This is a genomic window from Wolbachia endosymbiont (group B) of Dolichovespula media (genome assembly GCF_947179505.1).
Taxonomy (GTDB): domain Bacteria; phylum Pseudomonadota; class Alphaproteobacteria; order Rickettsiales; family Anaplasmataceae; genus Wolbachia.
In genome coordinates, this window is record NZ_CAMXBR010000002.1 from 1 (window position 1) to 14,027 (window position 14,027).

Annotated in this window: 11 protein-coding genes and 1 pseudogene; 6 read left to right on the plus strand and 6 right to left on the minus strand. The window is 35.5% G+C overall.

Annotated elements, in window-relative coordinates; translation table 11 throughout:
* From OM967_RS01185 to OM967_RS01205, 5 genes are all read right to left on the minus strand, one after another.
* Nucleotides 1-1,542, minus strand: a 1,542-nt coding sequence (locus tag OM967_RS01185) for a phage terminase large subunit family protein (protein ID WP_264337416.1), incomplete at its 3' end; no start/stop codon positions are given.
* Entirely contained in the window at nucleotides 1,542-3,023 is a 1,482-nt protein-coding gene (locus OM967_RS01190; protein ID WP_264337417.1) for an ankyrin repeat domain-containing protein, read from the minus strand. The genes OM967_RS01185 and OM967_RS01190, both read right to left, overlap by 1 nt.
* Nucleotides 3,024-3,042: 19 nt before the next feature.
* Nucleotides 3,043-3,525: a hypothetical protein gene (locus OM967_RS01195; RefSeq protein WP_264337419.1), complete on the minus strand. Its 483-nt coding sequence runs from the start codon at nucleotides 3,523-3,525 to the stop codon at nucleotides 3,043-3,045.
* 7 nt (nucleotides 3,526-3,532) lie between these two features.
* Complete coding sequence (locus OM967_RS01200) at nucleotides 3,533-4,744, minus strand: DNA modification methylase (RefSeq protein WP_264337420.1); 1,212 nt, start codon at nucleotides 4,742-4,744, stop codon at nucleotides 3,533-3,535.
* Nucleotides 4,745-4,847: 103 nt separating this feature from the next.
* Nucleotides 4,848-5,312, minus strand: coding sequence for a crossover junction endodeoxyribonuclease RuvC (locus tag OM967_RS01205; RefSeq protein ID WP_264337421.1), 465 nt, complete (start codon nucleotides 5,310-5,312; stop codon nucleotides 4,848-4,850).
* Between the two features lie 922 nt (nucleotides 5,313-6,234).
* On the opposite strand from OM967_RS01205, the gene OM967_RS01210 reads away from it, so the two are divergent.
* The 3 genes from OM967_RS01210 (at nucleotide 6,235) to ltrA (ending at nucleotide 9,062) form a co-directional block, all read left to right on the plus strand.
* Complete coding sequence (locus tag OM967_RS01210) at nucleotides 6,235-6,936, plus strand: virulence RhuM family protein (RefSeq protein ID WP_264337406.1); 702 nt, start codon at nucleotides 6,235-6,237, stop codon at nucleotides 6,934-6,936.
* 62 nt (nucleotides 6,937-6,998) lie between these two features.
* The gene (locus OM967_RS08175; RefSeq protein ID WP_264337405.1) at nucleotides 6,999-7,121 is read left to right on the plus strand and encodes a hypothetical protein; all 123 of its coding nucleotides are present in this window, start codon (nucleotides 6,999-7,001) and stop codon (nucleotides 7,119-7,121) included.
* Between the two features lie 627 nt (nucleotides 7,122-7,748).
* Nucleotides 7,749-9,062: a group II intron reverse transcriptase/maturase gene (gene ltrA, locus OM967_RS01220; RefSeq protein WP_264337348.1), complete on the plus strand. Its 1,314-nt coding sequence runs from the start codon at nucleotides 7,749-7,751 to the stop codon at nucleotides 9,060-9,062.
* A 1,023-nt stretch (nucleotides 9,063-10,085) separates the two neighbouring features.
* On the opposite strand, the gene OM967_RS01225 is transcribed toward ltrA, so the two are convergent.
* Complete coding sequence (locus OM967_RS01225) at nucleotides 10,086-12,161, minus strand: AAA family ATPase (protein ID WP_264337402.1); 2,076 nt, start codon at nucleotides 12,159-12,161, stop codon at nucleotides 10,086-10,088.
* 229 nt (nucleotides 12,162-12,390) lie between these two features.
* On the opposite strand from OM967_RS01225, the gene OM967_RS01230 reads away from it, so the two are divergent.
* From OM967_RS01230 to OM967_RS01240, 3 genes and pseudogenes are all read left to right on the plus strand, one after another.
* Complete coding sequence (locus OM967_RS01230; RefSeq protein ID WP_264337400.1) at nucleotides 12,391-12,885, plus strand: RNA polymerase sigma factor; 495 nt, start codon at nucleotides 12,391-12,393, stop codon at nucleotides 12,883-12,885.
* A gap of 54 nt (nucleotides 12,886-12,939) precedes the next feature.
* On the plus strand, nucleotides 12,940-13,749 hold the full coding sequence (locus OM967_RS01235) for an ATP-binding protein (protein ID WP_264337422.1): 810 nt from the start codon (nucleotides 12,940-12,942) through the stop codon (nucleotides 13,747-13,749).
* A 22-nt stretch (nucleotides 13,750-13,771) separates the two neighbouring features.
* Nucleotides 13,772-13,972: pseudogene (locus OM967_RS01240) on the plus strand (AAA family ATPase); the annotation flags it as partial.
* Nucleotides 13,973-14,027 lie beyond the last annotated feature (55 nt).

The following is a 14,027-nucleotide window of genomic DNA, read 5'->3' on the forward strand; positions in this document are numbered from 1 at the left end:
TTCTTCACCTTCTTTTAAAACATTAAGTAATTGAAAAAGCTCTGACTTTAATATCGATACTCCTACTGGCCAGAGCTTTATACCTCTTTTCAGCTTTTGACCACCAACTGTTATATCTACTCTACTTGGGCTGCTAAGTGGTACTAAGGCTTTATTTACACCTTTCACTGCCATTACTTTCCCAAAGCACTGATGACCTCTTACCCAATTGTATACTTCCTGTGTTGCATATCCTGCATCAACTGCCATCATACTTATCATATATTCAAGCCCATTTTCACCGATAAAATGATGATTGAGGAGCTCCGAAAGCTTTTTCCATACTTCTCCACCTCCTGTATCTCCTTCAAATACTCGGTAGTCTATTGACCAATTTTCACGACTTTTTCCCCATGCTACAACTTCTACTTCTAAACGATCTTTTTGGACATCTACTCCTGCAGTAAGTACCACTTCTCTCCTTGGTACTGTGCCAATCTGAAAAAATTCTCTTCGGTTAAATAATTGCTTCCAGTCTGGTACTTCTCCTTTATCTACCCAAGTTTCTCCAAGTGTGGTATTTATCCAAACTTTCAGTAATTGTTCACTTTCTTTTGCATGCAGAAAATCTTCTACTGCTTGTTGCCAACTATACCAGCCTACTGGACTATAAAGACTTGAAAGATGAAATCCTTTTTTCTCACCTTTTACTCTATTAGTAGGCCTCCATTCTCCACGTTCAAGCATCTCTGTCTTTTGATGATTTTCTATCTTTTTACCACATTCTATACATATATAGTGTGCTGTATTTGGATTTTTATCTTCCCATTTTATTTGTGACCATTTTAATATTTGGTAATAATTACAATAAGGACATGGAACAAAAAAATATCTCTTATCTGTTGCTTCAAATTCCTTCTCAATTCTACTTATTCCATGAATCGTTGGTGTTGATACTAAAAAAATCTTTCGCCGTGCAAAAGTGTTAGTTCGAGCAATACTAAGCAGTACTGGATCTCCTTCTCCTCCTGAATCTCCTGGATACGCATCAATCTCATCAAGAAAGAGATACTTTACTGGCATAGATCGGAGGCCTACACTGCTGTTTGCTCCAGTTATTACTACTATTCCACCTGGAAATTCCTTACTTTGTACAGTATTGCCTGAGTCTCTTGATCTTGGGTCTTTTACTTTACTCTTTAAACATGGTGTACTCTCTATTAATGGTGCAAATCTTCCCTTCGACCAACGCTTTCGCATTTCAACTGTTGGCTGTACTACCAGCATTGGACCTGGTATCTGGTCTATGATATAGCCAATCCAATTGTTGCCAGCTTCTGTTCCTCCAATCTGCGCTCCTTTCATGAATACTACTTTTTCTGCTGGTGAGGACGGAGAAAGTGAATCCATAATTTCTTTTAAATAAGGAGTTCTTTCTGTTCTCCATTTACCTGGCTCTGATGCTGCAGTTGGCGCTAAAACTCGATACTCATTCGCCCACTCTGATACTTTAAGCTCTGGATCTGGTTTTAAACCTTCAGAAAAAGATGTGGCGTATATCATTATCTGCATCTACTCATAACTGGTTCTATCTCAACATCATTAACAGTAGAACTACACTCTTCCAATTCCATAAACATCTTTTTCTGAAATTCGTTTTCTATATATCTTTTGCTCATCTCACTTATCATTATTGCTATAACAAGCGCAAATATCCCTGTTATTGTTGCAAAAATGATTGCACTGCTTATTGTTGCTGCTGTTAAACCTATATATGCTGCCATTGCTACTGCGCTAACTGTAATACAGATGCAGATAATATTATTATGTTTTTTCATCCTTTTATCTGCTATTTCTCTCTGTGCTATATATTTATTATGAAGGGTTGGAAAATTAACAACGGTATCTCTGCAGAGTAACGCTCCATTTTTTTCATTAAATAAAACTTTAAGTAATTCTAAATTATTTGACTTGATTGCTAAATGCAAAACAGGTTTATAATTTGCTCCTTTTTTCAGCAATAACTTTACTACATGTAAATGCCCTTTTTCTGCAGCAAGGTAAACCGGCGGTAGATTTTTATTATTTGAAATATCAATATCAATTTCTTCCTTTAAGATTGCATCTACAAGCTCAATTTCTCCTCTTTGTGCAGCTAAATGGAGTAGACTATTCTTTTCAGAACCGTATTTATTACTCATCAAAGCCTTCTTTATCTCAGGTTTAGCGTAATCAAATGGTGTCTTACCGCTATCGTCTTTTACCAATGGATCTATATCTTCTCGCGTTAGTAAAACTTCTATTGTTTTAAGTCTTTCAGCGTAATGTAGTGGTGTTTTATTTTCGTAGTCTTGTAAATTAACTTGAGCATTAGGCTCCTTTATTAAGCATTTGAGGATATCCAAACATAAATCTCTTTCATCATAATTAGTATTACTTACAGCTATATGCACAGGTGACAATTTCATTGAGTTTTGTCCCATGCGTGCACTATTTACATCCGCTCCTAGCTTTAGCAGTAACTTTACTATCTCCAACTTTTTATTATTAACTGCATAGTGCATTGGTGTCTGATTTCGTACATCAAAGACATCTATTTCAGCGTTTCCTTCTCTTATCAAAATCTTTACAACTTCTGCATGTCCTATGCCTGCTGCTAGATGTAATGGCGTATGATGCAGAGCATTTCGTACATTAACGTCAACACCTTTTCCTATCAAATATCTAACTGCATTAACTTCACCTATCATTGCAGCTAAATGAAGTAAACTATCTTGCTCTGATCCATATTTATTGTTGATTAGCGCTTGTAATATTTCTGCTTTTTTCCCTTCTTTGGCGTAATCAAGAGATGTTTTACCATCATTATCTTCTATAAAAGGATTAATGTTCTTTTTCGTGAGTAACAGATCTACCATACTTAATTCATCAAACTCTATAGCGCAATGTAGTGGGGTTTTTCCGTTTAATCCTCTAATATTTACATCTAATCCAGGTTGATTAATGAGACACTTTATTAACTCTAAACTTAAGTTATCAGCCATTTTATATTCAAAATCTTTCTTATATTTGAAATTTAGTATTAGATAATTCTTGTAATGAGTTTGTAATCTCTTCAGTTAGCGCCATATGAATCTTTTCAGTGTCACTCAGTGATGCAAGCAATGCTGAAACTCTATTTGGAATATTAAGTAAATTATTACAGACAACTCTTGCTACATTAAATGCATCGCGCTTTACTTCTTCTACTGCTACAAGTTCTCCTATCTCAGCCCTAGCTTTTGCCTCAAGAAGTTTACCTCGTTCCATTTCATTTTTTATTCGAGTTTTTAGCAACATCGTGGAAAGGTTACTTGTATTTTCGTTTTCTGGATTTTTCCTCCTAAGTGGCTGACTTGGATCTCTTATTGCCGCTACTGCTTCATTTGCTTGTTCTCTATTGATCAAACCATCCTCCAACTCAACTATTCCTTTTTTTACTAAATAACAGACATATTGCTTTGATACTCCTATCTCTCTTGCCCATTCTGTTTGTGTAATTTTCACTTTTTTCCTACTGTTTTTCTCCTTGAATTTCTGCAAAAGTTTTACCAGTACCGGCTAAAATGGCATCTCTTCCGGTATATATTTGCCAACGTTTTATAGTTACATCTACAAATTTTGAATCTAGCTCTATTGTCCTACAAATTCTTCCTGTTCTCTCGCATGCAATCAGTGTACTTCCAGAGCCGCTAAATGGATCAAGTACGATATCTCCTGATCTACTGCTATTAACTATTGCTCTTTCCATTAGCTCTACTGGCTTCATCGTTGGATGTAGTGTATTGTGTGTTGGCTTATCATAAAACCACAGATCACTTTGATTTCTACCTCCATGCCACTCACGTTTATTGCCGCTTTTCCATCCATAGAGCATTGCTTCGTATTGTCTTTGATAATCAGACCTGCCTAGCGTAAAATGATTCTTTGCCCAAATGATAAATGTTGACCATTTTCCTCCCGCTTCCTCAAATGCTTTTTGCAACGTTGAAAACTCTGATGATGATGCACAGATGTAAATTGCTCCTTTCGTATATGCTAAAATATGGGAACAGATGTCATAGAGAAAAAGCTCATACTTTTCACCTTGATTATCATTTAATATCTTTTTGTCTTGGCTATTACCATAATCAACGTTATATGGAGGATCACAAACAGTAATGTCTGCCATTTTATCATCTAACAGCGCTTTATATGATTCAACTACAGAGCTATCACCACAATAGATTCGATGATCACCTAAAATCCAAAGATCACCTGGCTTTGTTATTTCTACCTTTTTGTCATCAACAACTAAGTCAGAAAGATCTTCTTTTTCACCATCTAAATCATCAAGAAAGTTTTGAACTTTTTCTAATTCAAATCCAGTCATTTTAAGATCAAACTGCAAATCTTCTAACTCTTGAATTTCTACCTTTAAAAGATCATCATCCCACTTTGCCCAATTAGCTGATTGATTTGCCAGTAATCGAAAAGCTTTGGTTTGTGGTTCATTTAAATTATCACTTAAAACAACTGGAATACTCTCCATACCAAGTTTTCTTGCTGCTTTAAGTCTTAAATGACCATCAACCACAGTTCCATCGCTTTTTGCAACTATTGGAATACGAAAACCGAATTCCCTGATTGAAGCACACATTCTATTTACTACGTCATCATTCTTACGTGGATTACGCTCATATTCGACTAGATTTTCAACAGGATAGTAGTGGATTGCTAAATTCATATCTTAATAATTAAAAAGTTAATATTCAAAATATCTCTGACGCTAAAGAAGGCCTGGGGTCTGACCCACCAAACCCACCAATATGGCCGAAAGGACCCACTTTTTATGGATTTTTCGTCTTATTAATATCTTTACTGAAATTCATAACGTAGAACATTAATGCCAAAGCATCAGATTCATTATCATCTTTAGGTGAAAACCCTTTTTCCTTTACAGCTTCAATAACTTCACTCTTACTTGCATTGCCTTTGCCTGTTATAAAGCGTTTTATAGTTTTAACATTAACACCTTTGTACGGCACATGATGTTCTTCACACCAAGCAGACAGAACTGCGAGAAAACCGCCATAGCAATGCGCTGCATCAGTTCCTAGATGTCTTCTTACTTCCTCAAAATACACTGCAGAAATGTCCTTCAAAGAATTAAGCCAATTACGAAAATTCAAGAAGCACATGCCACCTCCGCTAAAACGGCTACCATGAAAGCTTTTGCTTCCACTTTCAATTACTCCATCTGTTAAAATTGCCCAGCCGGTTTGCTTGCCGAGATCGAGTGTTAGGGTTGACATTTGCTATTATTAAAATTACAAGTAGCACTTACTCCAAAATATCGTCTGGTTTCTGCAAAATACACTAGAAATTCATAGGTTTTTGTAGTCCAACAACGGAAATTCGAGAATTATGTGCTACTGCAGAAAGTTGTTTTCTTGTTATATATATTCACCAAAATTACGAAAACTGTTCACTTTTTTTTGCAAAGGATAAAAACCTTGTTAAACTTGTCTGCAGGTTTGTTTTGTAACAGTAGAATTACTAAGGATAGCTTTTATTTGAGTTTAAAGGCTATTATAGACGTTCTTTGGTGAGCAGTGATAGTTTTTTCCCTAAAGTCACATCTAGCTTTAAAACACAGTTTTTGCCTTATTTAAAAAAATATAAATTCTCAATTACGTAACTTACCAAAAGCCTAAATTTCTTTTGCTTTCTGTTTTCAACTTTTCTGTTTGAAGCACATCTACACTCAATGCCCCTATACTAATATATACCGGATTTCTTCTACTTTTTCCGGGATTTTCTAAAAAAAAAGTTAAAATAATTTCAAAACTGCTTACCAGCTAAAGAATAAAGTAGATAGTTCCCTATTTTTAGAGTTTTACAGTTGCTTGTCTTTTTTACAAATAACCTATATGCTACTTGAAGTAAGGTAGAGTAGATATGATAATAAATGAAAACGAAATTTTATTATATACAACTCCAGATGCTTACTATTACCCACAAATAAAAACATAGTATTGTATTTACTCAAATAATTTAATTTTATTAACTTGAAAGCTTATTAGATTGAAATTATTAAACTAAGAGTTATAATTTTAGCAACTAAAAGCTGTAAATTGCACCATATAAACAGTTATTTCAAGCAAAAGTTATGCCATTAAGAGCTATGCAACAAACATTTATATTTGTGGGTAATAGTAAGCTCCAGATGGAGACGTGAGAATTGATGTTTTGTATCGAGATGAAAACATTTGGCTTACACAAAAAAGAATGGCGGAGTTGTTTGATGTTAATATTAGAACAATTAGTGAGCATTTACAGAACATATTTGCTAGTCAAGAGTTAGATAAAGATTCAGTTATCCGGATTTTCCGGAATACTGCTGAAGATGGTAAACAGTACCCTACACAATTTTATAATTTGGATGCAATTATAGCTATTGGTTATCGAGTTAATTCTAAAAAGGCTACATCTTTCAGAGTATGGGCTACAAAAATTTTGAGAGATTTCATCATCAAAGGATTTGCATTAGATAGCGAACGGCTAAAAAACGGCCCAAAGTTTGGCAAAGACTACTTCAATGAATTACTTGAAAAAATCAGGGAAATACGAGCATCGGAACGTAGGTTTTACCAGAAGATTACCGACATTTATGCTGAATGCTCTGCAGACTATGATCCAAATTCAGAAATAACAAAACAATTTTATGCAAAAGTACAGAATAAATTATATTGGGCGATTTATGGCCTGACTGCAGCAGAGCTAATATATTCTCGAGTTGACCACAAAAAACCAAATATGGGGCTAACTACATGGAAAGATGGTCCTGGCAACAAAATTCATAAGAGTGATGTGAGTACTGCAAAAAACTACTTGACTGAAAAAGAGTTGAGTGAACTAAATCATATTGTTTCCTAGATTATGCGGAACTTCAAGCAAGAAAGCATCGGCTAATGAAAATGTAGAATTGGGTTGAAAAGTTGGATGCATTTTTATTGTTCAATGATTATGAAGTGCTTAAAGATGCTGGTAAAGTTAGTGCTGAAGTTGCAAAAGCTCTAGCTGAAGGAGAATACGAAAAGTACAGAGTTGTACAGACATGAATCTGATTTTGATGAATTAATTAAAGCAAGTAAAGAAAGTGAGAAAATAACTACAACAAAAACCAGCTTGTAGTTGAGCTATCTGTGTTTGACATCTTGCTTTTATTTTAATTTCAAGGGGGGTGAAAAATTGTGTGCGCCAAGAAGTGCGTAAGGAACAGTTGGTGAAAATCCAACACGGGTAAAGCTTAGCCAGCAACCTGGAACAAACCATTATGCTGCGTAAGGTAACGAGCGTAGTAAAGCTAATGGAATGGACAACATAGGGTGCAACGAAAGTGAAGGTATTGAGTCCCGTAATTCACGCGTCATGGGGGCCGACACTTTACATTTGGTGGAAGGCAACATGGGTAATAACGCTAAGGAAAGATATTACTCACCCCATCGGGATCGAAGGCCGCGTCATGTGTTGAGATGGACCTTACGTGAACTTGGGAGATCCTTTGTATTCCTGTAAGGGTACTCTGGAACAAGTCAATAAAGGCAAGGACTGGAGGAAGATGCAAAGGAAGTCGGACTAACTGATAGTACTCGGAGTGTGGGAAAGCCACATACAAGGGGAAGCGGTTAGCAATATAGTGACTGGTATAGGGATTGCTATACCAATACAACAGAGATTGGAGGAGTATGCAAGGAAAACTAAACCAGATAGCAGTAAGGGCTAAGCAAGATAAGCGAGTAAAATTTACATCGCTAGTTCATTTGATTAATGAAGAGAATCTTGCAGAGTGTTACAAGGAACTAAAACGCAACAAGGCTTGCGGTATAGATCGTGTGACAGTGGAAGCTTATGGAGAAAATCTAGAAGAGAAACTTAGAACGCTAGTGGATAGTATGAAGAGAAAGCAATACCGACCGCAACCAGTGAAAAGGGTATACATACCCAAAATTGGAAGCAAGGAAAAACGCGGTCTCGGAATACCATCAACAGAAGAAAAGTTGGTACAGGTAATGCTAAAGAAGATATTAGAAAATATTTATGAAGCAAACTTTATGGACAGCTCGTATGGATTTCGACCAGGAAGAAATTGTCATCAGGCGATAAACGCTCTAGATAAAGCAGTTATGCACAAACCAATTAACTATATTGTAGAAGTGGATATCAAGAAGTTCTTTGATAATGTTCAACATAAATGGCTAATGAATTGTCTAAGGGAACGAATAGCTGACCCAAATTTATTGTGGTTAATAAAACGATTTCTAAAGGCAGGAATAGTCGAAGTTGGATGTTACAAAGCAACCGATCAAGGCACACCACAAGGTGGTATAGTAAGCCCTGTATTAGCTAATATATACTTACACTATGTGCTGGACTTATGGTTTGAAAAGAAATTTAAGCCAAAAGCCAGAGGATATATACAGCTAATAAGGTTTTGCGACGATTTTGTAGTTGGCTGCGAGAGGGAAGAAGACGCAAAAGAATTTCTAGAATTACTGAAACAAAGACTAAGTAAATTTGGATTGGAAATAGCTGAAAATAAAACAAAAATAGTAAAGTTTGGTAAGAAAGAATGGTATCAAGCAGAAAGAGAGAAACGTAGGACGGCTAGCTTCAACTTTCTAGGATTTACACATTATTGTGGAAAAAGTCGTAATGGTAAACTTATGATGAAGCAGAAAACTTCAAAAATAAGCCTAGCTAGAAAGATTAAAGAAATCAAAGAGTGGTTGAAGATGGTACGAAGTCGTATCTGTCTCAAAGATTGGTGGCAGAAACTTAAAGCCAAACTAACAGGACACTATAGCTACTTCGGAGTTAGCGGAAATTATCGGTGTTTGATTCAATTCAATCGACTGGCAACAAAGTTAGCATTTAAGTGGATAAACCGACGTAGTCAAAAGAAAAGTATCGATTGGGAACAATTTATACACTATTTAAAAGTAAATCCATTACCAAAACCAAAGGTATATGTTTCTTTATACACAGGAGCACTAGTGTGAACGCTGTATTGTGGAGCCGTGTGCGGGAAATCCGCAAGCACGGTTCTTTTGGGGAGACTATGGTTATGAGACCAAATCGCTGATTTCAAGGTCATAAGTCTCTACCAGACCCCCACCCTTTAGAAAGCCCTATCTACCAATAAATAGTGAAAACACAAATCTTTGTCTCCATTATACGCGATAAAATTGGAGACGTAAATAAATAAATTTAGATCTTTGTCTCCATTTTAAGCAGTTTACGAGCTCAGTAGCTTATGTTTATGGCAGCAACTTTTTTCCTTTAGCTTCATCTACAAATTATTTATAGAGATTACCTAAAGACTCAACTTAAGAATTTTAGATAAAAGTCGTTATATCTCAATAAGACCTCCAAAACCAGCTCTTGTTTCACCTAAATTACAAAAACTTTTCACTTTTTTGAAAAAAATGTTTTACAACGAATAAAAAGCGTGATAGGGTACAATGGTTTTTTTTTATAACAAGTAAAACTTTAAAGCAAGAGATAATTTAGAGATGCCTCATAATCAAGTTTTAAGCTACCCTAGGTGAGTAACTTAGGTCTTGGTGGAATTATACCCTGAGGTTGTAGAATCGCTTTAAAACCCAATTACGGTTCATTTGTTTTTTCTGAGCATTGTCTTTCATTTCTTTTATCAGATAATTTTGAAAGAGAGCTTTACACGTATCCATAGCTTATTATTGTAGACTGGTTAGTAACCGAACAGAGTAGTATGTTTTAAAGTCATACTACTATATTATTATTATATAATAATAGGAAATTTTGGAAACTGGAGACTGGTCAAAACCCCGCAATACTCCTAAGCTTTTTGCCACCTAAACCAGATTACAGCTCAGAAATCTGTCAACCATTAAACCATTGAAAATCTGGCATTTTTTTACTACCAGAAAGTACCAGATCTCATAAACTGCACCAGATTCTGCCAAGACTGAAGAGTTCTGGAGTCTGAAATAATCAATATACTTCGTAAGTAACCTTATTACTGTAGATGATATAGAAGAGATCTAATTATAGTAAAGCCAAATGTTTGAATCTTCAACTGGCATAATACTGCCATATTCTGGCGATTTATAATCGGTTGGTAAAATCTTCTCATATACTGTAATATCCTTATTTAGTTGGTTTGTAACTTTCTTTTCCATATCTTCAACACAAAGTATCCCATATTTACTTCTTTCAGCATTTTTATCATTCCTGTTAAACTTAATGTAACCTTTTGCAGCAAGAACATCAATGCGTTCACGAATGGAGTTTTTACTACCAAGACCTGCTTTATTTTCAAATACCTCACAGAATGTATTGATTGTATATACTTTCCCTCTATTTCTCGCCTCGTCGTAAATTAATTGCAGTATAATATCATATCTACGAGAACGCTCTGCATCTAATTTTTGTCCATAATCTTTATGTATCAGTCTCTGTGACTCATAATCAAGTATTTGCCAGCAGTTATCGATTTTATCAACACATTTTGATGGAATAGCATGACCATTACGTAATTCAAACATCAGTTGACGACTACTCTGCCGTTCATCTGGCTTAAACATTATCATTCCCGTAGTATAAAAGCTTCTTAATGAACCAGCACCACTGAAACTCTGAAAAGGATCTTCTTCTAATGATTTCTTTTGCATCTTCTTCGTGTGATGTACTAAAATGACTCCTGCATTCGGATTAACTAACTCTCTCAATTTTTCAACTCTTTCTTGCAGGAAAAATAGCATAGCATTATTATCATTTTCACTACTGTTCTCGCCAGCATCAAAAACGTTACGTAGTGGATCAATAGCTATAATATCAACTGTATTTGAACCAAATGATTTTTTTATTTCACCAAGAACTTCATCTATACTATTATCATTTAAGAGTAGCTTTGTTTGAGGTGTAATGACTAAGTTATCCAAAGCAATCTCAAGCAGTTCTTCATTGATTTTTAGTTGCTGTAGACGTTCACGCATATAGTGGTAGCCAATTTCAGTTTGAAGATAAAAGATTCTTAAAGGCCTTTTAGGTACCATATCAAGAAATTGAGCTCCTGCTGCCATGTAAATTAGCCAAGAAATTAAAAAGTCACTTTTTCCTACTTTAGGTGCTCCAGCAAACACTAAAAGTCCACTTGGAGTTAAAATTCGAGGAGCAACTATATCTTCTGGCATCGGTGATTTATCGTTAAAGTATTGCCTTGCAGAAAATGAAATCAAACTTTTTGTACTTAGAGTATTAGTAGTAAGTGCAGTTGAAGCTAAAAATTCTTTAACATTTATTCCTTCCTCTACACAATCTGCAGCATCCCAGCCTTTTGTTTTATTTTGTGGAATATTAAGAACAACAAGTGATTCAACTCCGATTTCTAAAAGCTTTTTTTCAGCATTTTTAGCATATTTCTTACCTGCTTCATCATTATCTGGCCATATAATAATGTGTTTACCTTTTAGCGGAGTCCAATCAGTTTTCTCAATAGGTGCATTTGCTCCAGACATCGCTGTTGTTGCAGTTATTCCCTTCTCTATCAGCGCTTCTGCACATTTTTCCCCTTCCACCAGAACAATTTTATCAGACTTTAAGATTTCTGGAATGTTGTAGATTGGCCTTATTCCTGGTGAACCATATCTGCCTCGCTTAACATCAAAAGGCTTGTATACTTTTTTCTTTCCGGGAGGGTCAGAACGGTAAACTTTTACAATCACCTGACCATTTTCATCATAATAATTCCAACTGTGGGTAATAAATTTCTCGAAGTCTTCATCAACATACTGTTTCTCGATGTATTTTTTATTATTTCCGAGCCACTCAGCTATAGAAGCCATTACCTCAGGAAACTCTGTCCTTGCATTCTTTCTATGTACAGATGCCCAAAGGTCGATAATGTCACCACCTTCTCCAGCTGCAAAATCATTCCATAACCCAGCTCTACTGCCACTTAGTTCTACTCTTAAACTTTTTCCTTTGTTACCATGCACATCACCTATTCGAAATTCATCACCATGGAAGGTACCATTGGGGAAAAGGTAAGAAAGACAAGATCTTAAATTCAACAATAGTTGTGCTTTAATCTCTGGAACATTGTATGAAACACTCATAATTAACCTTTAAATTCGGAGTCTTGTTCTATATATTCACCGGATTTACAAAAACTGTTCAGTTCGTAGGTGCGTTGTCTGATCAAAGTTTTGAGTGTCTGAGATTTAGAAAAGATTCTAGACTTTCAGAGGGTAAAAAACTCACGATTGTCTGAGGTATTTTTTTCATGTCCTACAATATTTACTAAGAAAGTTTCATCCTTAAGTCTTTCATTTAAGGATACATCTTATGAAATCTCGAAACTCTTATTCAGGTATTGATCCTAAAGTTGTTAATTTAATAAAATTTTATGCAAAATATTACAAATCGCTTACTGATCAAGATATTGAAGACATAGAACAAGACCTCTTCTGTGAATTTCTTTCATGCATAGATCAGCATGATAAAACTAAGGGCAGTCTTTCAACTTTTGCTAAGCAAGTTGTTAAAAATCGTATTAATAATCTAGTCCGTAAACACTCACGTACTACTCCTAAGCTTGAAAATAATGTGCAACAGGAAAGTTACTGTTTTGAAGATGAAGCGATACCACGTATTGATGTTGAGCAAATTATTTCAAAATTACCAAAGAAGTGGCAAGTTTTATGTGAACAATTAAAACACCACAGCATTGCTGAAGTTGCAGACATAAACAATATGTCACGGACTACTTTGTACAACATTCTCAAGAAAATGCGATCTAAATTTGCACCTGTTTACGGAAAAAAGCATAAGAAAAATTGAACAGTTTTTTGAAATTTGGTGAATTTATATATAGTGGCAAATTAAGGTAAAAGCATGAAAATAATAAACAGCAAAGAAAGAGCAAAAATGGTCACAGGTGTGAAGATAGTAATCTTTGGACCTTATGGAATCGCCAAGACTAGCCTACTTAAAACCCTCGATGAATCAACAACACTTTGCCTTGATTTTGAAGCAGGACTTCTAGCTGTACAAGATTGGAAAGGAGATTCAATCAGTATTCGTACTTGGAATGAGGCAAGAGATATTGCATGTCTCATAGGTGGTCCTAATCCTGCATTAAGGTCTGATCAGGCGTATAGTCAAAAACATTATGAGCATGTCTGTAGCAAGCACAAAGATCTTCTTTCTGAGGTTTCTAAATACCGCTCTATTTTTATTGATAGCATAACTGTTGCATCACGTTTATGTTTTTCATGGGCCAGAATGCAACCTGAAGCTTTTTCAGATAGATCAGGAAGAGAAGATAAAAGAGCTGCTTACGGATTACTCGCACAAGAAATGATGGCCTGGCTCAATCAGTTTCAACATATCAGAGATAAAGACATCATCATAGTTGGCACATTAGGTCAATATCTTGATGACTGCAATCGTCCAACTTGGCTGCCTCAATGTGAAGGAGCAAAAACTGCTAGTGAAATTCCAGGTATTGTTGATGAAGTAATTAGTATGGTTGGAATCAAGAAAGATGATGGTACAGAGGTTCGCTCATTTGTCTGTCAGACTATTAACTCTTGGGGATATCCCGCTAAAGATCGAAGTGGCTGCCTTGATATGGTTGAAGAACCGCATTTAGGTAAATTACTTGCAAAAATTAAAGCCAAAACCTTGGCTTCTGTTGCCTAAATTTAATTTTAAAAGGAGTAATATGGAACAAAGCTTTTTCAACATCGGTCAAAAAGTCCCTTTTTATAGCGTAAAGGAATATTTAAGTGATCAAACGCCAATACCAGAGGATATAATCTCACCAAGAATTTTAACGAAAAGAGGTCTATTGGTACTGGGTGGTCCACCTAAAATCGGCAAAAGCGATTTTCTGATTTCATGGCTCGTTCATATGGCCGCTGGGACTCCGCCAACAATATTGCAATAAACCTGAAACTTGAGAAGACTATTTCCCGAAA